Annotated in this window: 27 protein-coding genes, 1 tRNA gene and 1 riboswitch; of the genes, 19 read left to right on the top strand and 9 right to left on the bottom strand. The window is 71.0% G+C overall.

What is annotated here, in order from left to right; genetic code table 11:
* Positions 1-80 precede the first annotated feature (80 nt).
* Positions 81-1487: an FAD-binding oxidoreductase gene (locus OG899_RS16950; RefSeq protein WP_373296046.1), complete on the top strand. Its 1407-nt coding sequence runs from the start codon at positions 81-83 to the stop codon at positions 1485-1487.
* 21 nt (positions 1488-1508) lie between these two features.
* Here OG899_RS16950 and OG899_RS16955 read toward each other — a convergent pair whose 3' ends face one another.
* A complete protein-coding gene (locus OG899_RS16955) occupies positions 1509-1946 on the bottom strand; it encodes an SsgA family sporulation/cell division regulator (protein WP_168131948.1) in 438 nt (145 codons plus the stop codon).
* Between the two features lie 321 nt (positions 1947-2267).
* Between OG899_RS16955 and OG899_RS16960 the strand changes: the two genes are divergently transcribed.
* Together OG899_RS16960 and OG899_RS16965 are read left to right on the top strand one after the other, a co-directional pair.
* The gene (locus tag OG899_RS16960) at positions 2268-3776 is read left to right on the top strand and encodes an RDD family protein (RefSeq protein ID WP_168131947.1); all 1509 of its coding nucleotides are present in this window, start codon (positions 2268-2270) and stop codon (positions 3774-3776) included.
* 87 nt (positions 3777-3863) lie between these two features.
* The gene (locus tag OG899_RS16965) at positions 3864-4583 is read left to right on the top strand and encodes an RDD family protein (RefSeq protein WP_189427982.1); all 720 of its coding nucleotides are present in this window, start codon (positions 3864-3866) and stop codon (positions 4581-4583) included.
* A 168-nt stretch (positions 4584-4751) separates the two neighbouring features.
* Here the strand turns inward: OG899_RS16965 and OG899_RS16970 are convergent, their stop codons facing one another.
* The gene (locus tag OG899_RS16970; RefSeq protein WP_125499732.1) at positions 4752-5051 is read right to left on the bottom strand and encodes a hypothetical protein; all 300 of its coding nucleotides are present in this window, start codon (positions 5049-5051) and stop codon (positions 4752-4754) included.
* 411 nt (positions 5052-5462) lie between these two features.
* Here OG899_RS16970 and OG899_RS16975 point away from each other — a divergent pair, with 411 nt between their 5' ends.
* Both OG899_RS16975 and OG899_RS16980 read left to right on the top strand, forming a co-directional pair.
* Positions 5463-7826 (top strand): immune inhibitor A domain-containing protein, encoded by a 2364-nt coding sequence (locus OG899_RS16975; RefSeq protein ID WP_189427981.1) that lies wholly within the window; start codon positions 5463-5465, stop codon positions 7824-7826.
* A 120-nt stretch (positions 7827-7946) separates the two neighbouring features.
* Positions 7947-8282: a hypothetical protein gene (locus OG899_RS16980; protein ID WP_168131945.1), complete on the top strand. Its 336-nt coding sequence runs from the start codon at positions 7947-7949 to the stop codon at positions 8280-8282.
* A 250-nt stretch (positions 8283-8532) separates the two neighbouring features.
* Here OG899_RS16980 and OG899_RS16985 read toward each other — a convergent pair whose 3' ends face one another.
* The gene (locus tag OG899_RS16985) at positions 8533-9126 is read right to left on the bottom strand and encodes an isochorismatase family protein (RefSeq protein ID WP_125499729.1); all 594 of its coding nucleotides are present in this window, start codon (positions 9124-9126) and stop codon (positions 8533-8535) included.
* Positions 9127-9208: 82 nt separating this feature from the next.
* Positions 9209-10555, bottom strand: coding sequence for a nicotinate phosphoribosyltransferase (locus OG899_RS16990; protein WP_125499728.1), 1347 nt, complete (start codon positions 10553-10555; stop codon positions 9209-9211).
* 174 nt (positions 10556-10729) lie between these two features.
* Between OG899_RS16990 and clpS the strand changes: the two genes are divergently transcribed.
* From clpS to OG899_RS17025, 7 genes are all read left to right on the top strand, one after another.
* Entirely contained in the window at positions 10730-11047 is a 318-nt protein-coding gene (gene clpS, locus OG899_RS16995; protein ID WP_125499727.1) for an ATP-dependent Clp protease adapter ClpS, read from the top strand.
* A gap of 85 nt (positions 11048-11132) precedes the next feature.
* Positions 11133-11741, top strand: coding sequence for a DUF2017 domain-containing protein (locus OG899_RS17000; RefSeq protein WP_125499726.1), 609 nt, complete (start codon positions 11133-11135; stop codon positions 11739-11741).
* A 440-nt stretch (positions 11742-12181) separates the two neighbouring features.
* Positions 12182-13603, top strand: a complete 1422-nt coding sequence (locus OG899_RS17005) for an amino acid permease (RefSeq protein ID WP_125499725.1) — start codon at positions 12182-12184, stop codon at positions 13601-13603.
* A gap of 226 nt (positions 13604-13829) precedes the next feature.
* Entirely contained in the window at positions 13830-14252 is a 423-nt protein-coding gene (locus tag OG899_RS17010; RefSeq protein WP_125499724.1) for a Mov34/MPN/PAD-1 family protein, read from the top strand.
* Positions 14253-14331: 79 nt separating this feature from the next.
* A complete protein-coding gene (locus OG899_RS17015) occupies positions 14332-14427 on the top strand; it encodes a putative leader peptide (RefSeq protein ID WP_312845651.1) in 96 nt (31 codons plus the stop codon).
* A 119-nt stretch (positions 14428-14546) separates the two neighbouring features.
* A complete protein-coding gene (locus tag OG899_RS17020) occupies positions 14547-14825 on the top strand; it encodes a MoaD/ThiS family protein (RefSeq protein ID WP_125499723.1) in 279 nt (92 codons plus the stop codon).
* Positions 14826-14830: 5 nt separating this feature from the next.
* Positions 14831-15781, top strand: a complete 951-nt coding sequence (locus OG899_RS17025) for a PLP-dependent cysteine synthase family protein (protein ID WP_125499722.1) — start codon at positions 14831-14833, stop codon at positions 15779-15781.
* Positions 15782-16189: 408 nt separating this feature from the next.
* On the opposite strand, the gene OG899_RS17030 is transcribed toward OG899_RS17025, so the two are convergent.
* Positions 16190-16639, bottom strand: coding sequence for a type II toxin-antitoxin system PemK/MazF family toxin (locus OG899_RS17030; protein ID WP_125499721.1), 450 nt, complete (start codon positions 16637-16639; stop codon positions 16190-16192).
* A 212-nt stretch (positions 16640-16851) separates the two neighbouring features.
* Between OG899_RS17030 and OG899_RS17035 the strand changes: the two genes are divergently transcribed.
* Entirely contained in the window at positions 16852-17604 is a 753-nt protein-coding gene (locus tag OG899_RS17035) for an MBL fold metallo-hydrolase (RefSeq protein WP_125499720.1), read from the top strand.
* 519 nt (positions 17605-18123) lie between these two features.
* Here the strand turns inward: OG899_RS17035 and OG899_RS17040 are convergent.
* Entirely contained in the window at positions 18124-19392 is a 1269-nt protein-coding gene (locus tag OG899_RS17040) for a PTS transporter subunit EIIC (protein WP_125499719.1), read from the bottom strand.
* Between the two features lie 151 nt (positions 19393-19543).
* A complete protein-coding gene (locus OG899_RS17045; RefSeq protein ID WP_168131943.1) occupies positions 19544-20839 on the bottom strand; it encodes a PTS transporter subunit EIIC in 1296 nt (431 codons plus the stop codon).
* Positions 20840-21004: 165 nt separating this feature from the next.
* On the opposite strand from OG899_RS17045, the gene OG899_RS17050 reads away from it, so the two are divergent.
* From OG899_RS17050 to rdgB, 3 genes are all read left to right on the top strand, one after another.
* A complete protein-coding gene (locus OG899_RS17050) occupies positions 21005-21238 on the top strand; it encodes a glucose PTS transporter subunit EIIB (RefSeq protein ID WP_125499717.1) in 234 nt (77 codons plus the stop codon).
* Between the two features lie 79 nt (positions 21239-21317).
* Positions 21318-22043, top strand: a complete 726-nt coding sequence (rph, locus tag OG899_RS17055) for a ribonuclease PH (protein WP_125499716.1) — start codon at positions 21318-21320, stop codon at positions 22041-22043.
* Between the two features lie 136 nt (positions 22044-22179).
* On the top strand, positions 22180-22782 hold the full coding sequence (gene rdgB, locus OG899_RS17060) for an RdgB/HAM1 family non-canonical purine NTP pyrophosphatase (protein WP_125499715.1): 603 nt from the start codon (positions 22180-22182) through the stop codon (positions 22780-22782).
* 123 nt (positions 22783-22905) lie between these two features.
* Here the strand turns inward: rdgB and OG899_RS17065 are convergent.
* Positions 22906-22988 (bottom strand) — tRNA-Leu (locus tag OG899_RS17065).
* A gap of 99 nt (positions 22989-23087) precedes the next feature.
* On the bottom strand, positions 23088-23555 hold the full coding sequence (bcp, locus tag OG899_RS17070; protein WP_125499714.1) for a thioredoxin-dependent thiol peroxidase: 468 nt from the start codon (positions 23553-23555) through the stop codon (positions 23088-23090).
* Positions 23556-23685: 130 nt separating this feature from the next.
* Here bcp and OG899_RS17075 point away from each other — a divergent pair, with 130 nt between their 5' ends.
* From OG899_RS17075 to OG899_RS17085, 3 genes are all read left to right on the top strand, one after another.
* Positions 23686-24015, top strand: coding sequence for a DUF3618 domain-containing protein (locus OG899_RS17075; protein WP_125499713.1), 330 nt, complete (start codon positions 23686-23688; stop codon positions 24013-24015).
* Between the two features lie 76 nt (positions 24016-24091).
* Positions 24092-24448 carry a co-chaperone GroES gene (locus OG899_RS17080; protein WP_125499712.1) on the top strand — a complete coding sequence of 119 codons (357 nt, stop codon included), beginning with the start codon at positions 24092-24094 and terminating at the stop codon, positions 24446-24448.
* A gap of 70 nt (positions 24449-24518) precedes the next feature.
* A riboswitch (guanidine-III (ykkC-III) riboswitch) is annotated at positions 24519-24586 on the top strand.
* A gap of 70 nt (positions 24587-24656) precedes the next feature.
* A complete protein-coding gene (locus tag OG899_RS17085; RefSeq protein ID WP_125499711.1) occupies positions 24657-24977 on the top strand; it encodes a multidrug efflux SMR transporter in 321 nt (106 codons plus the stop codon).
* Positions 24978-24979: the final 2 nt, after the last annotated feature.

A 24979-nucleotide genomic window follows, 5' to 3' on the forward strand; every position in this document is an offset into this window, starting at 1 on the left:
GCGCGCCGCCCGGCCCGCCCGTGCGGGGCGGAAGGCGCATGCCCCGGGGGCTTCACACCGGCGCCCCCGAGTGCGACGCTGTGATCATGAGCCGAAGCCAAGCCGCACCCGACGCGGTGGACAGCCCCCTCACCGACCGGCTCCTGGCGGGCCTGCCGGCCGACGCGGTCGTGACCGATCCCGACATCACGGCCTCCTACGCCCACGACATGGCGAGCTTCTGCCCGTCCGGCTCCCCGGCCGTCGTGGTCCTGCCCCGCACCGTGGAAGAGGTGCAGCATGTCATGCGCACCGCCACCGAGCTGCGGGTCCCGGTCGTCCCGCAGGGCGCCCGCACCGGTCTGTCCGGCGCGGCCAACGCCTCCGACGGCTGCATCGTGCTCTCCCTGACCAGGATGAACCGCATCCTGGAGATCAACCCCGTGGACCGCATCGCGGTGGTCGAACCCGGAGTGATCAACGCCGACCTGTCCCGCGCGGTCACCGAGCACGGCCTGTACTACCCGCCGGACCCCTCCAGCTGGGAGATGTGCACCATCGGCGGCAACATCGGCACCGCCTCCGGCGGCCTGTGCTGCGTGAAGTACGGCGTCACCGCCGAGTACGTGCTCGGCCTGGACGTGGTGCTCGCCGACGGGCGCCTGCTGTCCACCGGCCGCCGCACCGCCAAGGGCGTCGCCGGCTACGACCTCACCCGTCTCTTCGTCGGCTCCGAGGGCTCGCTCGGCATCGTCGTGCGGGCCGTCCTCGCCCTGAAACCGCAGCCGCCGCAGCAGCTGGTGCTCGCCGCCGAGTTCCCCTCCGCGGCCGCCGCCTGCGACGCCGTCTGCCGGATCATGGCCGGCGGGCATGTGCCGTCGCTGCTGGAGCTGATGGACCGCGCCACGGTCAAGGCCGTCAACGACCTCGCCCACATGGGGCTGCCGGAGACCACCGAGGCGCTGCTGCTCGCCGCCTTCGACACCCCCGATCCCGCCGCCGACCTCGCCGCCGTCGGCGCGCTGTGCGAGGAGGCCGGCGCCACCGAGGTCGTCCCCGCCGAGGACGCCGCCGAGTCCGAGATGCTGCTGCAGGCCCGGCGGCTGTCGCTGCCCGCCCTGGAGAAGGTCCGCGGCACCACGATGATCGACGATGTGTGCGTGCCGCGCTCCCGCCTCGGCGATCTGCTCGACGGCATCGAACAGATCGCCGAGAAACACCGGCTCACCATCGGTGTCTGCGCCCACGCCGGCGACGGCAACACCCACCCCACGGTGTGCTTCGACGCCCAGGACCCCGACGAATCCCGCCGGGCCCGCGCGTCCTTCGACGAGATCATGGCGCTCGGGCTGCGGCTCGGCGGCACCATCACCGGCGAGCACGGCGTGGGTGTCCTGAAGAAGGAGTGGCTGGCCCGCGAACTCGGGCCGGTCGGGATGGAGATGCAGCGGGCGATCAAGCAGACCTTCGACCCGCTGAACATCCTCAACCCCGGCAAGCTGTTCTAGGCGCTCCGCTCGCCCCGCGCCTCACGGGGCGAGCAGCCCCGCCAGCTCCTCGTCGATGCCGAGCCGGTCGCCCTCGCTGCCCGGCGGCACCACCCGCAGGGTCTCCTCCAGCCACCGGGCCACCGGGGCGGCCGGCGCCTCCAACAGGGCCTCACCGGCGGGGGAGTCGAGCTCGATCACCACCACGTCGTGATGCTCGGCCTGCGCCGGCCACACCCGCACATCCCCCTGCCCGCAGGGCCGGCCCATCCCCTCCAGCAGCAGATCCCGCGCGAACGCCCAGTGCACGGGGCACGCCGAGTCGACATGGAAGTCGACGTGCACGGCGTACGGATCGGCGGTGCGGTACGCGAGGCGGGCCCGCACGGGAACCACCCGGCCGGACGACACGATCAGCCGCAGCTGCAGTTCCCGCTCCACCACGGTGTGCTTCACGCTTCCTCGTTCCTCTCCGCTCATGACGCGTCCGTGCGTCCTCGGGCGCTGACGGCACGCCCGGCGCGGCAGGTCACCGGTGTGCCGTACGGGTCCCGTGCGGACCCGCACGAGCAGAGAGGCGCACGGGGCGGCGGCATTACGCGGGTTGACGGAACTTTTTTCCGCACCGCCGGTCCGCGGCGGCGTCCGGCAGCGGTGCCGCCTGCGCCGACGTGCGGTGAAGCACCCGAAGGAGGATGCCCGGAAAGGAGTGGGTCGGGTGGGACGGGCGGTGGCGCGCGCGCCGGTCTGATAGATGTGGATCCCCCGATACCACCCCCGAGCAGATACGGGACGACGGACATGAGCGCCCCAACCCCGGCACCCGGTGACGAACGGCCCCGCGAGGGGTACTACCCGGACCCGTCCATCCCTGGCTACGTCCGGTACTGGAACGGTGCCGCCTGGGTACCGGGCACCAGCCGGCCCGCCCCTGCCGACGGCGAGCCGCTCAGCCCGCCGCCCGGGGTGCGCCCCGCGACGGCGCCCGAGCCCTCGAGCGAGGAGACCGGACCGCACTACCTCGACGAGGAACCGGTGACCGACTCCGGCGCCGCACCGGAGGTCCCGGCGGCGTCCGACCCCCGGGTGGCCGGCACCGACGCCCCGGCGTCCGGCACGGCCCCGGCGTCCACATCCGGTGCGCCAGACGGCGCCGGCGACGGACAGGGACAGCCGGCTCCGGCCCCGCAGCAGGAGCAGGCCCAGCAGCCCGCCTCGCCGCAGAAGGCCCCGGCCGACCCGGCCCACACCTTCGTGCTGCGCCGCCCGGTGACCGACGGCACCTCCGAGGCACCCCAGGACGCGGACCGGTCCGCGCCCGCCCGGCCCGGACCCGGCGGCGCCCAGGCCGACGAGGGCACCATGACCTTCCGTCAGGTGCCCCGCCCGGCCCGCCCGCAGGACGCGGCGCAGGGACAGCCGTCGGTGCCCGCCCAGGCATCGCCGGCGGCGACCGGCACCCCGGACGGCGCGGCCGGCCCGCCTGCGCAGGCGCCCGCCGCCGGCCCGTTCCCCGGCGTGCCCGCGCAGAACGCCGGACCGGGACAGGGCGGTGTGCCCGGGCAGACCGGGCCCGCCCCCGTCCCGCACGCCTCCGCCTCGCCCGCCCCCTCGCTGCCCCAGCAGGCGGGCGCGCCGCACCCGGCCGCTCCCGCCCCGGGCCCCCTGCCCACCTCGGTGACCGGCGGGCCCGGCGGGGGACAGGCCGCCTGGGCGCAGCAGGTGCAGCAGCTCGCCGGGACCAGGACGGCGGCCGAGGACCAGCCCGTCGTGCCGTGGAAGCCCCCGGTCGAGGACCCGTTCCAGGCGGCCGCACGGCAGCAGGCGGCGGCCCGGCCGGCCGGTCTCGGCAAGCGGCTGCTGGCCCGCCTCGTCGACTCGGCCGTCGTCGGGGCCGTCACCGCGGCGGCGGCTGTGCCGCTCGGCATCCAGGCCGCCGACCACATCGACGACAAGATCGAGGCGGCCCGGCAGTCCGGCCGGACGGTCACCGTCTGGCTGCTGGACGGCACCACCGGGACGTACCTCGGCATCGTCCTCGCCGTGCTGCTGGTCTTCGGTGCCCTCTACGAGGCGCTGCCCACGGCCAAGTGGGGCCGCACCCTGGGCAAGAAGCTGTGCGGTCTCGAGGTGCGCGACATCGAGGCCCACGAGGCGCCGTCCCTGGGCCAGGCGCTGCGCCGCTGGCTCGTCTACAGCGTCCCCGGGATCCTCGTCGTCGGGGTGGTGGGCGTGGTGTGGTGCCTGTTCGACCGGCCCTGGCGCCAGTGCTGGCACGACAAGGCGGCGCACACCTTCGTCGCGGGGTGACCGGGACGGCGTAGGCGGCGGGCGGGGCGTCATCCGTCCGGCCGCTCGCCGGATGCGACCGGGCCGGCTTCGCGGTCGACTCGGCCCATGAGCACCGAACCGCCCGCCGGCTCCGCACCACCCCCCGGCTCCGGACCTCCGCCCGGCGGCCCGCCGCCCTCCGGTGGCGGGCCGTACGACGGCGGCCGCGGCGAGCCCCCGCCCGGGGGCCCCTACGGCACGGGCGGGCCGTACGGAGGCGGCGGCCCGTACGGCGGTGGTGGTCCGTACGGGGGCGGGGGTGCCCACGGCGGTGGTCCCTACGGCGGCGGGCCTCCCCACGGCGGCGGCCCGTACGGCCCGGACCCGCTCGCCGGCATGCCTCCGCTCGCCGACAGCGCCCGACGCACCCTGGCCCGGATCGTCGACCTGGTCCTGGTGGGCATCGTCGCCTGGCTGATCACCTGGGCGCTGCACGTCAACGAGTACATGATGAACGCCGACCAGGTGCAGGTCGGCAGGTCACTGACCCAGTCCGCGGTCGGCGCCGTGCTCTACCTCGCCTACGACACGGTCCTGACGGCCCGGTCGGGCCAGACCCTCGGCAAGCGGCTGCTGGGCATGCGGGTGGCGAACCTGAGCGACGGCTCCACCCCGTCGGTCGCCGTGTCGCTGGCGCGTGCGGCGGTGCTGTGGATCCCGTTCTGGTTCTGCTGCGCCTGTGTGTGGCTGGTCGTGTGCGGCGGCTGGTCGTTCTTCGACCGGCCCTACAAGCAGGGCCTGCACGACAAGGCGGCCCGGACGGTGGTGGTCAGCACCTCGCGCTGACCCGGCGACGACGATCCGGCCGGCTGCGGCACACGGCAGAGGGGGTCCGGCCGGATGCACGCCCGACGGAGCAGCCCCGACCGTGGACGCCCACAAGGGACGTCCCGTGCCGATCGAAGCTGACTGGAAATGATGCAACCGGTCGAGAGAACTGAGCGAGCGTGACTGTCAGGCGGTCGGCCTCGGGCGCTGCCCCGGCACCTGTGCTCCCGCGGCGACGGTCTCCCGCTGCTCCGGCACCCGCGCCGGTCCGCCGGGGCCGGCGTTCCCGTGCGTCCCGGCGCCCGTCGCGCCCGCCTTCGGCTGGGGTGCCGTCAGGGCCACCAGCAGGCCCAGACCCAGTGCGACCAGGGCGACGACCGTGATCCCGAGGCCCGAGCGGGTCGGTGACAGCAGCAACAGGGCGAGTGTTGAGACGATCACGGTGCAGGAGCCGTAGGCGAGCTGTGCGGCGGTCGGACGCGGCATGGCGATCGTGTCCTCGGACGATTCGGGGGGTGAGAAGGGGGGACGGCCTGGCTTTCCGCCGACTTCCGAGCGTTCCGGCAATCGACTCTAAACCTCTGCGTGCCCGGGCGGAACCGCCGGTACGCCTCACCTGACCTCCCGTGCCGGTGCACGGGGGGCGCACGGAGTCACACCGTGCCACCGGCGTGGCTCCACCTTCCCCTCACGCGGCGCACGCACCTCCCTCACACCTGACGTCGAGCCACGGTCCACCGCTCGTAGCGCACTTGTACTGTCCAAGTCAAGATCTGTCTTTTCTCTTAAACCTCTAGTCAAATGTCGTCACTTGACTACACGCGTTGATCGCGCGCGGACCACATCGTTTCCACTGACGTCTCTTCCGTGCGCGGGCGCGTCAGGGGAGGACAGCAAGTGACGAGTAGACCCTGGACGTTCAGAGCGACGGCGATCGGTGTCGCGCTCGCCGCGGCCACCGCCACGTTCTCGACGTTCGCCGTCGCCGAGGCGGCCACGGACGGCGGCTCCGCCACCGCGCCCGCTGTCGTCGACCGGCAGGACCCCGCACCGGTCGAACAGCACCCGCACGACCTGGACGGTCCGCTGAGCAAGACTCAGAAGGCCCAGCGTCAGGAGGCGTTGCACCAGCTCATCACCGGCAAGACCAAGGTGCAGGAGCGGCACGGCTCCAAGGTCGTCGGCCTGAAGGGCAAGAAGAAGGGCGACACCAAGTACGTCGAGCTGAGCCGGGAGAAGACCGACAAGATCTTCACCATCCTGGTCGAGTTCGGCGACCAGACGGACCCCAAGTACGGCGGCACTCCCGGCCCGCTGCACAACCAGATCGCCGAGCCGGACCGGTCGAAGGACAACTCCACCGACTGGAAGGCCGACTACGACCGCAAGCACTACGAGGACCTGTACTTCGGCACCGGCAAGGACACCGAGTCGCTGAAGAAGTACTACGAGAAGCAGTCCTCGGGCCGCTACTCGGTCGACGGTCAGGTCACCGACTGGGTCAAGGTGCCGTACAACGAGGCCCGTTACGGCAACAACGCCTGCGGCTCCACCACCTGCGCCACGGTCTGGGACCTGGTCCGCGACGGCCTGAACGCCTGGGTCGCCGACCAGAAGGCGGCGGGCCGCACCGACGCCGACATCAAGGCGGACCTGGCCCAGTACGACCAGTGGGACCGCTACGACTACGACGGCGACGGCGACTTCAACGAGCCCGACGGCTACATCGACCACTTCCAGATCGTGCACGCCGGCGAGGACGAGTCCGCGGGCGGCGGCGCGCAGGGCACCGACGCCATCTGGGCGCACCGCTGGTACGCCTACGGCACCGACGCCGGCGCCACCGGCCCCGACTTCAACAAGCTCGGCGGCACGCAGATCGGCGACACCGGCATCTGGGTCGGCGACTACACCATGCAGCCGGAGAACGGCGGCCTCGGTGTCTTCGCCCACGAGTACGGCCACGACCTCGGCCTGCCCGACGAGTACGACACCGCCGGCGGCGAGAACTCCACCGCGTTCTGGACGCTGATGTCCTCCGGCTCCTGGCTGGGCCGCGGCAAGGAGGCCATCGGCGACCTGCCCGGCGACATGAACGCCTGGGACAAGCTGCAGCTGGGCTGGCTGAACTACGACACCGCCAAGGCCGGTGTGAACTCCTGGCACAAGCTGGGCCTGGCCGAGTACAACACCAAGCACAAGCAGGCGCTGGTGGTCTCGCTGCCCGACAAGACGGTCACCACCGAGGTCGTCACCCCGGCGCAGGGCGAGATGCAGTGGTGGAGCGGCAGCGGTGACGACCTGAAGAACACGCTGACCCGGACCGTGGACCTCACCGGCAAGACGTCGGCCACCCTCACCCTCGACGGCTGGTACGACATCGAGGCCAACTACGACTTCCTCTACACCGAGGTGTCCACCGACGGCGGCGCCAACTGGACCGCCCTGGACGGCACGGTCGACGGCCAGCCGATCCCGCGTGACGGCAGCGACAAGCCGGCCCTGACCGGTTCCATCGACAGCTACGCGAAGCTGTCGTACCCGCTGGACGCCTACGCCGGCCAGAAGATCCAGCTCCGCTTCCGCTACCAGACCGACGGCGGCGTGGCCCAGAAGGGCTTCGCGGCCGACGAGATCACCGTGACCGCGGACGGCGAGACCCTCTTCTCCGACGACGCGGAGAGCGCGGACGACGCCTGGACGGCCAACGGCTTCAGCCGGATCGGCGCGTCCTTCACCAAGGACTACGCGCAGTACTACATCGCCGAGAACCGGCAGTACGTGTCGTACGACACCACGCTGAAGACCGGCCCGTACAACTTCGGCTCGGCCGTGCGCCCGGACTGGGTGGAGCACTACCCGTACCAGAACGGCCTGCTGATCTGGAAGTGGGACACCTCCCAGCTGGACAACAACACCAGCGTCCACCCGGGCACGGGCCTGATCCTTCCCGTCGACGCCCACCCGAAGGCGATGAAGTGGTCCGACGGCACCCTGATGCGCAACCGCATCCAGGCCTTCGACGCCACCTTCACCCACGCCCGCACCGACGGCTTCACCCTGCACAAGGACGACGTCGCCACCAAGATCAAGCCGTCGAAGGGGGTGCCGGTGTTCAACGACCACACCAGCACCTACTACGACCCGGAGAACCCGACCGGCAGTGTCAAGATCACTGACACCAACACCCGGATCGAGATCACCAAGGAGGCCTCCGACGGCTCCACCATCGAGCTGGAAGTCGGCCCCGCGACCAAGTAACGGGTAGAACCGCAGGTCAGACGCGCTTCGGCGGCAACCCTCTGGCGGGTTGCCGCCGATCGTGTTTAAGTGCCTGCGTGATGCCGTGATGGACACCGAGCGGGACAGGGAAGTGAGTGCATGGCCGCAGGAGGGTTCTGCAAGCTTCCGAACGGCACCGTCGTGGTGGCCCTGAACCTGCCCGGCACCGCCGCCGACGGCATCGGCCAGGTCCGGGTCCTGGTGCACGCCCGCAACCGCGCACGGGCCCTGACGAGGCTGCGCAACCTGGGGCTGCGCTCGGTCTACCTGCGCGGCAATGCCGCGCCGCCCACTCCCGACGAGGTCACCGCCGTCCTGCACCACCCCGACGGCCTGGTCTGGCGCACCGCGCCCGCCGGCGGCGTCGAGCAGGTCACGGAACCGTGGCACCCCATCCGCGCCCTCCTCGGCCGCCCGGTGGCCGTCCGGCGGTAGACACCGCGGCCGGCGGTGGACGCCCCGGCCACGCCGCCGGCGTCTCGTGCCCCCGTCCGGCCCGTGCCGGTCCGCACGCCGCCCCTCGCCGGCCTGGGGAGCGTCCCCGGTCAGCCGGGTCGGCCACGCGCGCGGCGGATGCTGCTCGGCGTCGCTGGGCAGGGCCCGCGCGGCACGGCCCCGCCCGCCCGGCACGGACGGGAACGGGAGAGCACGGCGGGCGATCCCGGACGCCCGCCGACGGGAGCGCTCAGCCTCCGGCGACGACCGGCTTCCCGCTCAGCTCCACTCCGGCCTCCCGCATCTCCTCGAGCGCCTTCTCGGTGGTCTCCGGGGCCACCCCGGCGGTCAGGTCCAGCAGCACCCGGGTGCGGAAGCCTTCCCGGACCGCGTCCAGGGCGGTGGCCCGCACACAGTGGTCCGTGGCGATCCCGACCACGTCCACCTCGTCGACGTCCCGCGCCCGCAGCCAGTCGGCCAGCGGTACGCCGTTCTCGTCGCGGCCCTCGAAACCGCTGTAGGCGGCCTCGTAGGCGCCCTTGTCGAACACGGCGTCGATCGCGCCGGAGGCGACGGCCGGGGCGAAGTTCGGGTGGAAGCCCACGCCCTCGGTGCCCGCGACGCAGTGCGCCGGCCAGCTGTGGACGTAGTCGGGGTCCTCGGCGAAGTGCCCGCCCGGTGCGATGTGGCGGTCCCGGGTGGCCACCACGTGCCGATAGCCGGCCGGGGCCTGGCCGATCAGCTCGGTGATCCCGGCGGCCACGTCGGCACCGCCGGCCACCGCGAGGCTGCCTCCTTCGCAGAAGTCGTTCTGCACGTCGACGACGATGAGGGCGCGGCGCATGCTGGGTCATCCTTCGGCTGTCGGTCGGTGGGCGGATGCGGGCGGCGGGCGACGGGCGACGCGGGCACGGAGGGCACGCGCTTCAGTTACCCGGGCGCCCCTGCACGTACTCGGTCGGAATGACGGGTTCCCCGCGGGAGAGCTGGGTCGCCGACAGCGGCAGATTGGCGCGGGCCGCCTGATGCCGGGCACGGGCCACGTCCAGCGGCTCACGGCCCACCACCTCGCCGGCCTTGACCAGCTGCACCAGCAGCCGGCGGTCGACCAGCTCCGGCGGCACCTCGCCGGTGCCCACCACCTCGGCCTCGGCGATCCCGTCCTGGTCCAGCCGGCGCGCCGCCCACTTGCGGCCGCCCAGGGAGAACTTGCCGCCGGTGGACCGCTTCGCCACCGGCTTCAGCGGCGCCTGCGGGTCGGCGGACTCGGCGCGGGCCACCAGCTTGTAGACCATGGAACAGGTCGGGTGGCCGGAGCCGGTGACCAGCTGGGTGCCCACGCCGTAGGCGTCCACCGGGGCCGCCGCCAGCGAGGCGATGGCGTACTCGTCCAGGTCCGAGGTCACCACGATCTTGGTGTCCCGGGCGCCCAGCTCGTCCAGCTGCTGGCGCACCCGGTGGGCCACCAGCAGCAGGTCGCCGGAGTCGATGCGCACCGCGCCCAGTTCCGGACCGGCGACCTCCACGGCGGCGCGCACCGCCTCGGCGACGTCGTAGGTGTCCACCAGCAAGGTGGTGTCCCGGCCGAGGGAGGCCACCTGGGCCCGGAAGGCGTCCCGCTCGCTGTCGTGCAGCAGGGTGAAGGCGTGGGCGGAGGTGCCGACGGTGGGGATGTTGTAGCGGAAGCCGGCGGCCAGGTCGGAGGTGCTGGCGAAACCGCCGACGTAGGCGGCGCGGGAGGCGGCGACCGCGGCCAGCTCGTGGGTGCGGCGGGCACCCATCTCGATCAGCGGACGGTCACCGGCGGCCGAGGACATCCGGGAGGCGGCGGCCGCGATCGCCGAGTCGTGGTTGAGGATCGACAGGATCACGGTCTCCAGCAGCACGCACTCGCCGAAGGAGCCCTCCACCCGCATGATCGGCGAGCCCGGGAAGTACACCTCGCCCTCGGGGTAGCCCCAGATGTCCCCGGTGAAGCGGTAGTCGGCGAGCCACCGCAGCGTCGGCTCGTCCACGATCCGGCGTTCGCGCAGGAAGTCGAGGACGTCCGCGTCGAAGCGGAAGTTCTCCACCGCGTCCAGCACCCGCCCGGTGCCGGCCACGACGCCGTAGCGGCGTCCGTTCGGCAGCCGCCGGGTGAAGACCTCGAAGACGCTGCGCCGCTCGGCCGTCCCCGCCTTCAGGGCGGCCTGCAGCATCGTCAGCTCGTAGTGGTCGGTGAAGAGCGCCGTCGAGGGAACGTCCACCGGCAGCCGAAGGTCCGCTGTGTTCATGATGCCCGATGCTACCCCCATTTCGTCATTCTGACGATTGTGGGTCTCTTCACGTCCCGTGGGCGGTTCCGCCTGATGAGCGGGGGCGTCTCCGGCCGCTTCGGCGGATTTGTCCCGCCGCGTCACCCGGCCACCGCCCGCCCGTTTGTGCTCCTGCCCCCCTGTGGTGGCAGCATGGGCCATGTGACGGCAGCCGCACCCATCGAGATCGAGAAGACCGAGTCGGCGCACGAGGTCGACGCCGTACCCGAGCCGGACGTCCCCTGGGTGACGATCGTGCACAACGACCCGGTCAACCTCATGAGCTACGTCACGTACGTCTTCCAGACGTACTTCGGCTACTCCAAGGACAAGGCCACCAAGCTCATGCTCGACGTCCACCACAAGGGCCGGGCGGTCGTCTCCAGCGGTACCCGCGAGGAGATGGAGCGGGACGTGCAGGCCATGCACGGCTACGGTCTGTGGGCCACCCTGCAGCAGGACCGCAGGTGAGGGCACCCCGCGCCTGAGGGCGCCCCTGACCGCACCCAGCCGAGCAGCCCACCTTCGGACGGACCGGAAGCAGCGAACCCTTTTCATGCCTGGATACTTCGAACCGCTCCCCGACGGCGGCGCGGCCGTCGCCCTGGACACCGTCGAGATCTCCATCATCCGCTCCCTGGCGGTGCAGCTGCTGGAGCTGATCGGCCCCGGCCCCGCCGAGGACGGCGACGCCGACCCGCTCGCCGAACTGTTCGCCGAAGGCCCCAGCGAACCGCCCTCCGACCCGGTGCTCAGACGCCTCTTCCCGGACGCCTACGGCGACCCCGCGGGCACGCCGGCCAGTGCGCAGGAGGCCGCCGAGCAGCGGGCCCGCTCCGCCGAGTTCCGCCGGTACACCGAGAACGACCTGCGCGCCGGGAAGCGGGACAACGCGCTGACGGTGGTCCGCACGCTGGACGAGCTGGCGTCCGCCGCGGGCAGGGGCCCGGCCGCGCTCAAGCTGTCCCCCGAGCAGTCCCGCTGCTGGCTGGGCGCGCTCAACGATCTGCGCCTGGCGCTCGGCGCCCGCCTGGAGATCACCGACGAGGACGAGGCCGACGAGCTGTACCGGCTCCCGGACGACGACCCGCGCAAGCCGATGGTGATGGCCTACCTGTGGCTGGGCGGCCTGCAGGAGTCCCTGGTCGCCACCCTGATGCCCTGACCTGCCCCGACCGGGGCCTTGGACCCCGACCGAGGCCTAGCGTCTCGACCGAGGCCTTGCGTCCCGACCGAGCGGATGATCCGTTTCCTCCGTATTCGCCTGCATGGAGCGCTCTCGGTGTGCCTGTCTGTCAGGTGTTCGCTCAGAGGACCCTCAACTCCGCATAACGATCCTATTACCGAGCTGCCCCCAAATGCCGCAGTCCGGTGGCATAAGGGACGGTATGCCTGTGTGATCGATCACAGGCCACGGGTGTGATCTCTGTTGCGGCCGTGATACATGTTCACGACCGCCCGGCGGACACCACCCATGCTCCGCCGGGTGCGCCACCAGGTCGACGACCGTCGGCAGGCACAGCTCCATCAGTTCCGGGGGGATCGAGACCCGATCCGCGGCCGACGTCGAAGGTCCGGATCGGCATGGAGAAAGGCGCACCACATATGACCTCCGTGCAGGTCGAACAGCACAGCGACGGCAGCGACGCCGTACAGGACGGCGAGGGGTATCAGCGCGGGCTCGGCGCCCGGCAGATCCAGATGATCGCCATCGGCGGTGCCATCGGCACCGGCCTGTTCCTCGGCGCGGGCAAGGGCATATCGAAAGCCGGCCCCAGTCTGATCCTGGCCTATGCCATCGCCGGCTTCGTCATCTTCCTGATCATGCGGGCGCTCGGCGAACTGCTGATGTACCGCCCGGTCTCCGGTTCCTTCTCGGAGTACGCCCGCGAGTTCATCGGTCCCTTCGCCGGCTTCGTGACCGGATGGACCTACTGGCTGTTCTGGGTGGTCACCGGCATCACCGAGGTCACCGCCGCCGCCTCCTACATGACGTACTGGTGGGACATCCCCCAGTGGCTGTCGGCCCTGGTGTTCACCGTCCTGCTCTACGGCGCCAACCTGATCTCCGTGAAGCTCTTCGGCGAGCTGGAGTTCTGGTTCTCCATGGTCAAGGTCACCGCGATCATCGGCATGATCCTGATCTGTGCCGGCATCCTCACGATCGGCTTCTCCGACGCCGGTGACACCGCCTCCGTGACGCACCTGTGGGACCAGGGCGGCTTCTTCCCGCACGGCGTCGGCGACTCGCTGATGACCCTGCAGATGGTGATGTTCGCCTTCCTCGCCGTCGAGCTGGTCGGTGTGACCGCCGGCGAGTCGAAGGACCCCAAGACCGTGCTGCCCCGCGCGATCAACACCGTTCCGTGGCGCATCGCCGTCTTCTACGTCGGCGCCCTGATCATGATCCTGTCGGTCGTGCCGTGGACGGTCTTCCAGCCCGGCGTGAGCCCCTTCGTCGCCGCCTTCGAGAAGATGGGCCTGGCCGCCGGCGCGGGCATCGTCAACTTCGTCGTCCTGACCGCCGCGCTGTCCTCCTGCAACTCCGGCATGTACTCCACCGGCCGCATGCTGCGCGACCTGGCGCTGAACAGCCAGGGCCCGAAGCTCTTCACCCGGCTGACCCCCAGCGGCACCCCGCTGATCGGCACCACGTTCTCCGCCGCGCTGATGCTGGTCGGCGTGTGGATCAACTACCAGTGGCCGGGCAAGGCGTTCGACTACGTCGTGTCCTTCGCCACCATCTCCGGCATGTGGGCCTGGATCGTGATCCTCATCAGCCACATGCGCTACCGTGCCAAGTCCGACCGCGGTGAGCTGCCCCGCTCGGACTTCCGCGCCCCGGGCGGCGTGCTCGCCAGCGCCTTCGCGCTCGCCTTCATCGCCCTGGTGATCGTGCTGATGGGCATCGACAAGGACGCCCGGATCTCGCTGTACTGCGCGCCCGTGTGGGCCGTGATCCTGGGCGTCGGCTACGCGGTGCTGCGCGCCCGCAACCCGGAGGCGGCGGCCTTCCGCAAGCGCTGAGCCGCCATCGCCGAGCCACCCCGTAGGACGTCCGCGGGAGGCGGGGCCCCGGTTCCGCCCCCGCTGCCGCTCAGGACGTCCGGCATCCGGGCCGTTCCGTACCACGCACCGGTACGGAACGGCCCGTTCTTTCGTCCCCCGGCGCACGGACCGGCGCTCCACCGAGCCGCAGGCGCGTGAAACCCGTCACCTGCCCCGCCCGGCCGCCCTGCTTATCCTGGCCGACATGCTGACCATCACCCAGGCGCTCTACGACCAGATCGTGGCCCACGCCCGCAAGGACCACCCCGACGAGGCGTGCGGTGTGATCGCCGGTCCCGTCGGATCCGGCCGCCCCGAGCGGTTCATCCCCATGCTGAACGCGGCCCGCTCGCCCACCTTCTACGAGTTCGACTCGCAGGACCTGCTCAAGCTGTACCGCGAGATGGACGACCGCGACGAGGAGCCCGTGGTCATCTACCACTCGCACACCGCGACCGAGGCCTACCCCTCGCGCACCGACATCTCCTACGCCAACGAGCCGGGCGCACACTACGTGCTGGTCTCCACCGCGGACACCGACGGCGCCGGCGAGTTCCAGTTCCGCTCGTTCCGCATCGTGGACGGCGAGGTCACGGAGGAAGAGGTCAGGGTCGTCGAGACCTACTGATCCCACCTGGCGAACGAGCGCCGCTCACAGGACGAGACCACATCCCGGGCCCTCGATCGGGAATCGTTACGATGTGAACATGGTTCTTCTCGACGTGAGCGACACGGCGCCGGGCACGCTGCTCGTGGCGCGGCTGCACGTCGACCTGTGCAGGCTGGACAGCGCCTTGTGTTGACACTGGGTGCTGCCGCCGTGCGGCCGCCGGCCGCGGCGCTCCCGCGGCGCCGAAGGCCCGGGTGGCCCCGGGCACGCGCCTGACCGAACCGACGACACCTTTGACAGGAGCCCTGAGCCATGGCCATCGAGGTCCGCATCCCGACCATCCTCCGCCAGTACACCGACGGTCAGAAGGCGGTGGAGGGCAACGGGCAGACCCTCGCCGAGCTGTTCGACGACCTCGAGACCCGGCACCCGGGCATCAAGGAGCGCATCGTCGACGGTGAGCAGCTGCGGCGCTTCGTGAACGTCTACCTGAACGACGAGGACGTCCGCTTCCTCGACGGCATCGGCACCAAGCTGTCCGACGGCGACAACGTCACGATCCTGCCCGCCGTTGCCGGCGGGATGGTCTGATCGGCATGCGGTACGACAACCCGCTGGCCGCGGTCGGCAACACCCCGCTGGTGCGCCTGCCGCGGCTGTCGCCGTCCCCCGAGGTGCGGATCTGGGCGAAGCTGGAGGACCGCAACCCCACCGGTTCGGTCAAGGACCGCCCCGCCCTGCACATGATCGAGCAGGCGGAGAAGGAGGGCCGGCTCACCCCGGGCTGCACCATCCTCGAGCCCACCAGCGGCAACACCGGCATCTCGCTGGCCATGGCGGCCAAGCTCAAGGGCTACCGCATGGTGTGCGTGATGCCCGAGAACACCTCCCAGGAACGCCGGGACCTGCTCGCCATGTGGGGCGCGGAGATCATCTCCTCCCCGGCCGCGGGCGGCTCCAACACCGCCGTCCGCGTCGCCAAGGAGCTGGCCGCCGAGCACCCGGACTGGGTGATGCTCTACCAGTACGGCAACCCCGACAACGCCGGCGCGCACTACGCCACGACCGGCCCGGAGATCCTCGCCGACCTGCCCTCGATCACGCACTTCGTGGCGGGCCTGGGCACCACCGGCACCCTGATGGGCGTGGGCCGCTACCTGCGCGAGCACAAGCCGGACGTGCAGATCGTCGCCGCCGAGCCGCGCTACGACGACCTCGTCTACGGGCTGCGCAACCTCGACGAGGGCTTCGTCCCCGAGCTGTACGACGCCTCGGTGCTCACCACCCGGTTCTCCGTCGGCTCCGCGGACGCGGTCACCCGCACCCGTGAGCTGCTGCAGCAGGAGGGCATCTTCGCGGGCGTCTCCACGGGCGCGGCGCTGCACGCGGCGCTCGGCGTGGGCAAGAAGGCGGTCAAGGCGGGCCAGAGCGCCGACATCGTCTTCATCGTGGCCGACGGCGGCTGGAAGTACCTGTCCACCGGCGTCTACACCGCGGCCACCACCGAGGAGGCCATCGAGACTCTGCAGGGCCAGCTCTGGGCGTAGCGCACGCCCCGCGGCCTCGTGCACTCGGGCCCCGGCCGGTCGGACCGGCCGGGGCCTCGGCGTGCGCGGGGGAGGGGTTCCTGCTGTGCTGGAAGGACAGTGCTCAGGCATCCGGCACGCCGGGAAACCCATGTCTGGCGCACCGCAGACGTTTCCGACTTGCGTCCACACCGGCATCGCGCACACCGCCCGGTCCGGCACCGGGGCCCACCGGTCATGGAAGGCGGCCGTCCCATGCGTCCACCGGCGCTCGCGCCCCCGCGTCGCGTGCCCTCGCCGCGGCGACGGCACCGCCGCGCTCCGGCCGCGGTGCACGGGCCGGTGCGGCGCGCCCGGCGAGCCCGGACGTTCGGGGCGGGACGGGCCGCACGCGCCCGGACGTCCCGGGTGCACCCGCCCCCGGGCGGCTCACCCGGCCAGATAGCGCACCTGGTCCCACAGCACCGGGTCCACCACCCCCACCCGGCGCTGGAAGTTCCCCACCGGCACCTCGCGCACCTCGTCGGTCTGCAGAAAACTGGTCCGCCCCTGCGCTTCCCCCACCGAGCCCGGCGGCAGCGGGATCACCCCGGCCCGCTCGTCGTGGTACTTGCTGGTGATCCCGGCGACCCTGGCCCGCTTGCCGTGCACCGACAGCACCAGGCAGGGCCGGTCCACGACCGCCTGGCCCTCCCCGAGGGGGACGGCGACCCACCAGATCTCCGCCGGCTGCGGGCGGGCGCCCGGAGCGGCCGGCCGTCCCGGTGCCCGCAGTCCGCGTCTCGCGGGCCGGCGGCTGCGCCCCCAGCCGTCGACGAGCGTGGCGACGAGCGCGAGCAGGACGACCGCCGCGAGCGCCAGCCACCAGGACGTGTCCATACGAACGACGTTACCGGCGTGCGACACGCCGTGCGCGCCCTTGCTCCTGCCTCGTGCGCCGCACGTCCAGCCAAACCGGTGACAGCGCAGGTGAGTTCCCCCACAACGACCCCGGGAGAAGGGGCTACCGGCCGTTTCGCGCCTTACGCTCGACGGACCGCACGACCCCCGTCACCTTCTGTATGTTCCCCGTCAGCGGAGGTTTCTGTTCCATGAAGCTCACCGTCGTCGGCTGCTCGGGGTCGTTCCCGTCCGCGGAGTCGGCCTGCTCCAGTTATCTGGTCGAGGCCGACGGCTACCGGCTGCTGCTCGACATGGGCAACGGCGCCCTGGGCGCGCTGCAGCGTTACTGCGGTCTCTACGACCTTGACGCGATCTACCTGAGCCATCTGCATGCCGATCACTGCATCGACATGCTCGCCTACTTCGTGGCGCGCTACTACCGCTACGACGGCGGGCGCTGTGCGCCGCTGCCGGTCTACGGACCGGAGGGCACCGAGCACCGGCTGGCCACCGCCTACGCCGACACGCCCACCGCCTCGTCCATGAGCGAGGTCTTCGACTTCCGCACGGTCAAGCCGGGCACGTTCGACATCGGTCCCTTCACCGCGCACACCGAGCGGGTGGCCCACCCCGTGGAGACCTACGCGGTCCGTCTCGAGCACGGCGGCCGGTCGCTGACGTACTCCGGTGACACGGGCGTCAGCTCCGCCCTGGAGGACCTGGCGCGCGACACCGATCTGTTCCTGTGCGAGGCGGCCTTCACGGACGGCAAGGAGAACATCCCCGATCTGCACCTCAACGGGCGCCAGGCCGGCGAGGCCGCCGTCCGCGCCCGCGCCCGGCGCCTGGTCCTCACCCACATTCCGCCGTGGACCGACCCGCAGACCAATCTGGCCCACGCCCGCGCGGTCTTCCCCGGCCCGGTGGAACTGGCGGTGCCGGGCGCGACGTACGAGATCTGACGTTGTCCGTGCCGGTGGTGTCTCGTGAGGCACCCTGAACAGCGAGCATCAGATGTCCGCGGCCTGCTCGGCCTCCCGGACTCGATCGTTCCGAGGATCCGAGCGGGCCGCTGACCCCGGGACGTCGGCCAGCAGCCGGGCGAGCCGCGTCAGATTCTCACCCACGCCTTGCCCAGCCCCCGGGCGGTCGCCTCACGATAAATCGACGATCCGTTCGGTGCGGTATCCGGGAGGTCCCGCCGGAACGGTGGTGCCTGCTGCTTCGGCCAGCTGGGCGAATGCTGCTCGTACCTTCGCTGCGGAAGCCGGCGTGAGGTCCAGGCCGGAGATGCTCCAGGCGGCCGAGCCGAGTTGCTGCGGTGATCCTGCGATCCAGTGCCCGGCTCATCCGGGAGAGAGTGAAGTCTCGCCTTTCGTACCCTGTGAAATCGGCGTCACCGTGCAGAATATTGAGTGTATCGGAATTGATGACAAAGCCCGGACCTCTGGCTGGTCAGAGGTCCGGGGCGCGGTACGTGGCTAGACTGTGTCGGCTTTGGTGGTTTGTTCCAGCTCTTCGTCGGGTTCTCGGCCCGGAGTCGGCAGGTTGAACTTCGTGATGGCGACGCGGAAGACCGTGTAATAAACGGCCGCGAAGCACAATCCGACCAGGGCCAGGCTCCATGGTTTGGTTGCGATGCCCAGATTCAGGAAGAAGTCCACCGCTCCGGCGGAGAAGCCGAATCCGTCCTTCATTCCCAGTGCCCAGGTCAGCGCCATGGAAACGCCGGTCAGGACTGCGTGGATGCCGTAGAGGACGGGCGCGATGAACATGAACGTGAACTCGATGGGCTCGGTCACGCCGGTGACGAAGCTGGTGAGCGCCAGGGAGAGCATCATGCCGCTGACGGCCTTGCGTCGTTCCGGGCGGGCGCAATGTGCCATGGCGAGGCATGCGGCCGGCAGGCCGAACATCATGACGGGGAAGAATCCCGTCATGAACTGGCCCGCGGTCGGGTCCCCGGCCAGGAAGCGCGCGATGTCGCCGCTCTTGCCGTGGTAGTCGCCGGCCTGCAGCCAGGGGAACGAGTTCAGCAAGTGATGCATGCCGATCGGAATCAGTGCACGGTTGGCGACTCCGAAGATTCCCGCCCCGACGGCCCCGGAACCGACCAGCCACTCGCTGAATCGGTGGAGACCGGTGCCGAGCACTGGCCAGATGTAGCCGAAGACGATGCCGATGATCAAGCCTGCGAGGGCCGACAGGATGGGTACAAGACGGCGGCCGCCGAAGAATCCCGCCCAATCCGGCAGTTTTGTGCGATGGAAGCGCTGATAGAGCAGTGCGACGGCGATTCCCATCACGACGCCGCCGAGAACCTTGGCATCCGCAGGGGCGGCCTGGTAGACGATCTTGTCGTCGACGACTGTCGCCACTTTCGGCAGATTGTCGTCCGTGAACGTGCCGAGCACGCTCTTGAACACCAGGTAACCGACGACTGCCGCGAGCGCTGTAGATCCATCCGACTTCTTGGCGAAGCCGATAGCGATGCCCACGGCGAAAAGCAGCGGCATGTTGTCGAGGATGGCGTTGCCACCGGCCGTCATGAAGGACGCGATCCTCGTGAGGAAGTCCGGGAACGACGGGCGGCCCAGCATGTCCGTGTTGCCGATGCGAACCAGAAGGGCGGCGGCGGGAAGGACCGCGACCGGCAGCATCAGACTGCGACCGATCCGCTGAAGCACGGCCATCGTACTGGCGCGGTTCCCTTTTTTCTTGGCCGCAGGAGCGGTGCTGGCCGTGGTCACTAGATCCTCCAGTCGGGCATGGCTGTGGTCTACACCACTCCCGGTGGTGTAGACCTGTTGTAGCACGACAGGGACGGGGAAGGAACCCGCGATTCAGCGACGGATCAGCCACTGTGCGTGCGCTCGAAGGGCCCGGTGCACCGCCGACCTTTCAGGCCCTGGTGACGTCCTCCGCCCCGCTCTCGGGCTCCCGCCCGGGCGTGTGCAGGTCGAACCGCGCGATCGCGAAGCGGAACACCGCGTAATAGACGACGGCGAAGCACAGCCCGATCGGCACGATCGCCCACGGCCGCCTCGCCAGGTGCCAGTTGATGACGTAGTCGATCAGGCCCGCGGAGAAGCTGAAGCCGTCGTGCACCCCCAGCGCCCACGTCACCGCCATTGACACCCCGGTGAGCACCGCGTGCACCGCGTACAGCGCGGGGGCGACGAAGAGGAACGAGTACTCCAGCGGCTCGGTGATCCCCGTGACGAACGAGGTCAGCGCCACCGACAGCATCAGCCCGCCGACCTCCTTGCGGCGTGCGGGCCGTGCGCTGTGTGTGATCGCCAGCGCCGCCGCCGGCAGCGCGAACATCATGATCGGGAAGAACCCCGAGGTGAACTGGCCCGCGTGCGGGTCACCGGCGAGGAACATGTTGATGTCCCCGTGCACCACCGTGCCGTCCGGCCGGGTCCAGCTGCCGAACTGGAACCAGACCGGCACGTTCAAGAACTGGTGCAGGCCGATCACCAGCAGCGCCCGGTTGGCCAGCCCGAAGACACCGGCGCCCCACGCCCCGGCCGTGTTCAGCCACCCGCTGAACGACTCCAGCGCCCGGCCGACCGGCGGCCACACCCACAGGCACAGTGCCGCGAACAGGATCGCCACGAAGGCCATGACGATCGGCACCAGACGCCGGCCGTTGAAGAAGCCCAGCCAGTCCACCAGCCGTGTGCGGTGCAGCCGCTGCCAGAAGAAGGCGGACAGCAGTCCCAGCACGATGCCGCCGAAGATTCCCGGGTTCTGGTGGACGAACGCCGTCACCGTCCCGTCCGCCCCCTGGCATCCCGTGGCGACCGTCCTCGTTCCCGGCGGGCAGTCGATCGGGAACTGGCGGAGCACGTTGGAGTAGACGAGGAAGCCGACCACGGCGGCCAGGGCGGTGGAGCCGTCCGCCTTCTTCGCCATGCCGATCGCCACACCGACGCAGAACAGCAGCGGCAGCCCCAGCTGACCGTCCAGCAGCGCCCCGCCCGCGCCCGCCATCACCTTCGACACGGCGCCCCAGCCGAGCCCGTCCGCACCGAAGACGTCCGGCTGGCCGAGACGGTTGAGGATGCCCGCGGCCGGCAGCACCGCGATCGGCAGTTGCAGGCTCCGGCCCATCTTCTGCAGTCCCTGGAAGGCCGTGTTCCATCGCTCGCGGACGGGGGAGACCCTGGCATCGGCGCTGTCGGCGGTCATCGGCGTCCTCCGCGTTTGGCCGGGGCGCGGGCCGTGGTGTAGACCAGTTGACGGACGGTTCCGCGTCGTGAAGGCCAGCATGGGGCACCCACGGCACGACCGCTCGCGAAGATGGGCCACCTGTGGGTCACTGCGACACAGCGGTTCGGATCTAGGAGAAGAGACATGGCCAGCAAGGCTGAGAAGATCGTTGCCGGGCTCGGCGGCATCGACAACATCGAAGAGGTCGAGGGCTGCATCACCCGGCTCCGCACCGAGGTCCACGACCCCTCGCTGGTCGACGAGGCCGCGCTCAAGGCCGCCGGCGCCCACGGCGTGGTGAAGATGGGCACCGCCATCCAGGTCGTCATCGGCACCGACGCCGACCCGATCGCCGCGGAGATCGAAGACATGATGTGAACCGGCCCGGTTCACCGTCCCGGGGGCTCCTTCCGATGCGGAGGGAGCCTCCTCCGCTCGGGGGACTAGGCTCGGCGCCATGTCTCGCATCGACGGCCGCACCCCCGAACAGCTCCGCCCCGTCACCATCGAACGTGGCTGGAGCAAGCACGCCGAGGGCTCCGTCCTCGTCTCCTTCGGCCACACCAAGGTCCTGTGCACCGCCTCCTTCACCGAGGGCGTGCCCCGCTGGCGCAAGGGCAGCGGCGAGGGCTGGGTCACCGCCGAGTACGCCATGCTGCCCCGCGCCACCAACACCCGCGGCGACCGCGAGTCCGTCAAGGGCAAGATCGGCGGCCGGACCCACGAGATCAGCCGCCTCATCGGCCGTTCCCTGCGCGCCGTCGTCGACTACAAGGCGCTCGGCGAGAACACCGTCGTGCTCGACTGCGACGTCCTGCAGGCCGACGGCGGCACCCGCACCGCCGCCATCACCGGCGCCTATGTCGCCCTCGCCGACGCGATCACCTGGGCCCAGGACAAGAAGCTGATCAAGCCCGGCCGCAAGCCGCTGACCGGCAGCGTCAGCGCCGTCTCCGTCGGCATCGTGGCCGGCGTGCCCCTGCTCGACCTCTGCTACGAGGAGGACGTGCGCGCCGACACCGACATGAACGTGGTGTGCACCGGCGACGGACGCTTCGTCGAGGTCCAGGGCACCGCCGAGGCCGAGCCGTTCGCCCGCGAGGAACTCGACGCCCTGCTCGGCCTCGCGGTCACCGGCTGCACCGAGCTGGCACGCGTCCAGCGCACCGCCCTGGAGCAGTAGACAGCCGCCGCGACGGCACCGCGGCCGTCCGGCCGGCCCGGGCGTGCGGTGCTCCTGCCGTGCGCCCGGCACCGGACCGGGTGACCGGCAGGCCCGCGGACCGCACCGGGCCGGCCGCCCCCGGATACTGGTGGGCATGACCCGCTTGATCCTCGCCACCCGCAACCCCGGGAAGATCACCGAACTCAGGGCGATCCTCGCCGAGGCCGGGCTGCCCCACGAACTGGTCGGCACCGACGCCTACCCGGACGTCCCCGACGTGAAGGAGACCGGTGTCACCTTCGCCGAGAACGCGCTGCTGAAGGCGCACGCCCTCGCCCGGGCCACCGGCCTGCCCGCCGTCGCCGACGACTCCGGGCTCTGCGTCGACGTCCTCGGTGGCGCCCCCGGCATCTTCTCGGCCCGCTGGGCCGGCCGCCATGGCGACGACGAGGCCAACCTGCGCCTGCTGCTCGCCCAGCTCGCCGACATCGCCGACGAGCACCGCGCCGCCCACTTCGCCTGCGCGGCCGCCCTCGCCCTGCCCGACGGCACCGAGCGGGTCGTGGAAGGCCGGCTCCAGGGAGTGCTCCGCCGCGAGCCCGCCGGCACCAACGGCTTCGGCTACGACCCGATCCTCCAGCCGGAGGGTGAGAGCCGCACCTGCGCCGAGCTGACGCCCGAGGAGAAGAACGCGATCAGCCACCGCGGCAAGGCGTTCCGGGCCCTGGTGCCGGTGATACGGGAGCTGCTGGGCTGACCCGGTCCGCAGGAGACCGCGGGAGGGACCGGAAGAACCGGTGGCACCGTAAAGCCGGTGGCACCGTCGGCACCGACCGGAAGAACGCGGCAGGGGCCGTCCGGCGGGCGGCCCCTGCGGGGGTGCGGCCGGTGGGAGTCGAACCCACATGGGCTAACGCCCCGAGGCACCTAAAACCTCTGCTTATACCGTTCAGCAACGGCCGCGTGCGTGCCCATGCTACCGGGGGCACCGTCGCGGTCCACGCCCGATGCCGCACCTCGCTCCCGTCAACTCCCGGGCCCGCAGCGGCCGCCCGGCACGCGTCAGATGCCCAGATCCTTGATGATCTTGGCCACATGCCCGGTGGCCTTGACGTTGTACAGGGCGCGCTCGACCGTGCCGTTCTCGTCCACGATCACCGTGGAGCGGATCACCCCGGTCACGGTCTTGCCGTACAGCTTCTTCTCCCCGTAGGCGCCGTAGGCCTCCAGCACCTTCTTGTCCGGGTCGGACAGCAGGGTGACCTTCAGCGACTCCTTCTCCCGGAACTTCGCCAGCTTCTCCGGCTTGTCGGGAGAGATGCCGATCACGTCGTATCCGGCACCGGCCAGCAGGTCGAGATTGTCGGTGAAATCGCAGGCCTGCTTGGTGCATCCGGGGGTCAAGGCCGCAGGATAGAAGTAGACGATGACCTTGCGGCCCTGGTAGTCGGCCAGCGACACCTCGGTGCCGTCGGCGTCGGGGAGGGTGAAGGCGGGGGCCACGTCCCCGGGCTGGAGTCGCTCGGTCATCGAAGGTCTTCTCCTCGCGCATGCCTGTACCGTCGCTGTCGAGGGTAACCGGGGGGTGCCGACCGTACGGTCGCGGCGCGAACTGACAGACTGTGCTCGACAGGCATCAGTGGACTTCGGAGGCGGTACGGTGGCGGACACGGCGGACACCAGAACACCGGCTGAGATCGAGGCGGACATCAGGCGCCGCCGTGAGGTACTGGCCGAGACGCTCGACGAGATCGGGATGCGGGTGCACCCCAAGACCATCGTCGGGGACGCGAAGGCCAAGGTCGTCTCCCACGTCGATCACACCCTGGGCCGGGCCTACGTCCAGGTCAACCGGGTGGTGAGCGAGGTGCGGTCGCAGTTCGTGGACGCGGACGGCGCGCTGCGCGTCGAGCGGATCGTGCCCGTCGCGATGCTCGCCGTCGGAGTGGTCGGGCTGCTCACCCTGAGCGCCCGCCGGCGCCGGGACTAGCCATGGTCCGCCGGCATGCTCCCGCGGCCGCCACCCAGCCGCGTCAGGACACGGTGAAGGCAGGTAGGTTCGAGGCGTGAGCGCCAACAGAAACGAGCAGAGCACCCACCACGACAAGCTGCCCATTCGCATGCTGCACGACCGGGTGCTCGTCCGGCAGGAGACGACCGAGGGCGAGCGGCGCACGGGCGGCGGCATCCTCATCCCCGCCACGGCCGCCGTGGGACGCCGTCTGGCCTGGGCCGAGGTCGTCGCCGTCGGGCAGAACGTGCGGACCGTCGAGCCCGGCGACCGGGTGCTGTTCGACCCGGAGGACCGGGCCCAGGTCGAGGTGCGCGGCACCGCGTACGTGCTCATGCGCGAGCGTGACCTGCACGCCGTGGCCGCGGACCGGTTCGAGGGGTCGGAGGACTCCACCGGCCTGTATCTGTGACCTGTGTGACCTGTCGCCCCAGCGCACGCCGAAGGGGCCGGTGACCGTCCGCGGCACCGGCCCCTTCGCCGTGTTGCTACCCTCGGGGCGCACCCGACGAGACGCGCCGTACCGGGTCGAAGGCAAAGACGACGCATTCCTCTGTGCCAACCGTCCGGTTGCGCGACGACGTCCGCCGTCGTCGCCCGTCGCCTCGGAGGTGCCCGTCGTGGCCTGGGTTCTGCTGATCATCGCCGGCCTGCTTGAAGTGGCCTGGTCGATCGCCCTGAAGTACAGCGAGGGCTTCACCCGGCCCGTGCCGAGCGTGCTCACCGTCGCCGGGATCGTCGCCAGCATGCTGCTGCTGGCCCGGGCCACCCGCTCCCTGCCGATCGGCACCGCCTACGGGGTGTGGGTGGGAATCGGCGCGGCCGGTGCGGCGGTGCTCGGCATGCTGGTCCTCGGCGAACCGGCGACCGCCGCCCGCATCTTCTTCGTCTGCCTGCTGCTGACAGCAGTGGTGGGGCTCAAGGTGACCTCCGGTCACTGAGC

This window comes from Streptomyces thermoviolaceus (assembly GCF_045209695.1).
In the GTDB taxonomy this organism is placed as follows: domain Bacteria; phylum Actinomycetota; class Actinomycetes; order Streptomycetales; family Streptomycetaceae; genus Streptomyces; species Streptomyces thermoviolaceus.

Excerpts from the sequence above, each read along its gene's own strand:
- OG899_RS16965 (WP_189427982.1), top strand. The coding sequence starts at position 3,864 with ATGAGCACCGAACCGCCCGCCGGCTCCGCACCACCCCCCGGCTCCGGA.
- OG899_RS16985 (WP_125499729.1), bottom strand. The coding sequence starts at position 9,126 with ATGCGCCGCGCCCTCATCGTCGTCGACGTGCAGAACGACTTCTGCGAA.
- OG899_RS17000 (WP_125499726.1), top strand. The coding sequence starts at position 11,133 with ATGCCTGGATACTTCGAACCGCTCCCCGACGGCGGCGCGGCCGTCGCC.
- OG899_RS17020 (WP_125499723.1), top strand. The coding sequence starts at position 14,547 with ATGGCCATCGAGGTCCGCATCCCGACCATCCTCCGCCAGTACACCGAC.
- OG899_RS17035 (WP_125499720.1), top strand. The coding sequence starts at position 16,852 with ATGAAGCTCACCGTCGTCGGCTGCTCGGGGTCGTTCCCGTCCGCGGAG.
- OG899_RS17025 (WP_125499722.1), top strand. The coding sequence starts at position 14,831 with ATGCGGTACGACAACCCGCTGGCCGCGGTCGGCAACACCCCGCTGGTG.
- OG899_RS17015 (WP_312845651.1), top strand. The coding sequence starts at position 14,332 with ATGGTTCTTCTCGACGTGAGCGACACGGCGCCGGGCACGCTGCTCGTG.
- OG899_RS16955 (WP_168131948.1), bottom strand. The coding sequence starts at position 1,946 with ATGAGCGGAGAGGAACGAGGAAGCGTGAAGCACACCGTGGTGGAGCGG.
- rph (WP_125499716.1), top strand. The coding sequence starts at position 21,318 with ATGTCTCGCATCGACGGCCGCACCCCCGAACAGCTCCGCCCCGTCACC.
- OG899_RS17045 (WP_168131943.1), bottom strand. The coding sequence starts at position 20,839 with ATGACCGCCGACAGCGCCGATGCCAGGGTCTCCCCCGTCCGCGAGCGA.
- bcp (WP_125499714.1), bottom strand. The coding sequence starts at position 23,555 with ATGACCGAGCGACTCCAGCCCGGGGACGTGGCCCCCGCCTTCACCCTC.
- OG899_RS17005 (WP_125499725.1), top strand. The coding sequence starts at position 12,182 with ATGACCTCCGTGCAGGTCGAACAGCACAGCGACGGCAGCGACGCCGTA.
- OG899_RS16980 (WP_168131945.1), top strand. The coding sequence starts at position 7,947 with ATGGCCGCAGGAGGGTTCTGCAAGCTTCCGAACGGCACCGTCGTGGTG.
- rdgB (WP_125499715.1), top strand. The coding sequence starts at position 22,180 with ATGACCCGCTTGATCCTCGCCACCCGCAACCCCGGGAAGATCACCGAA.
- clpS (WP_125499727.1), top strand. The coding sequence starts at position 10,730 with ATGGGCCATGTGACGGCAGCCGCACCCATCGAGATCGAGAAGACCGAG.
- OG899_RS16970 (WP_125499732.1), bottom strand. The coding sequence starts at position 5,051 with ATGCCGCGTCCGACCGCCGCACAGCTCGCCTACGGCTCCTGCACCGTG.
- OG899_RS16990 (WP_125499728.1), bottom strand. The coding sequence starts at position 10,555 with ATGAACACAGCGGACCTTCGGCTGCCGGTGGACGTTCCCTCGACGGCG.
- OG899_RS17010 (WP_125499724.1), top strand. The coding sequence starts at position 13,830 with ATGCTGACCATCACCCAGGCGCTCTACGACCAGATCGTGGCCCACGCC.
- OG899_RS16960 (WP_168131947.1), top strand. The coding sequence starts at position 2,268 with ATGAGCGCCCCAACCCCGGCACCCGGTGACGAACGGCCCCGCGAGGGG.
- OG899_RS17030 (WP_125499721.1), bottom strand. The coding sequence starts at position 16,639 with ATGGACACGTCCTGGTGGCTGGCGCTCGCGGCGGTCGTCCTGCTCGCG.
- OG899_RS17050 (WP_125499717.1), top strand. The coding sequence starts at position 21,005 with ATGGCCAGCAAGGCTGAGAAGATCGTTGCCGGGCTCGGCGGCATCGAC.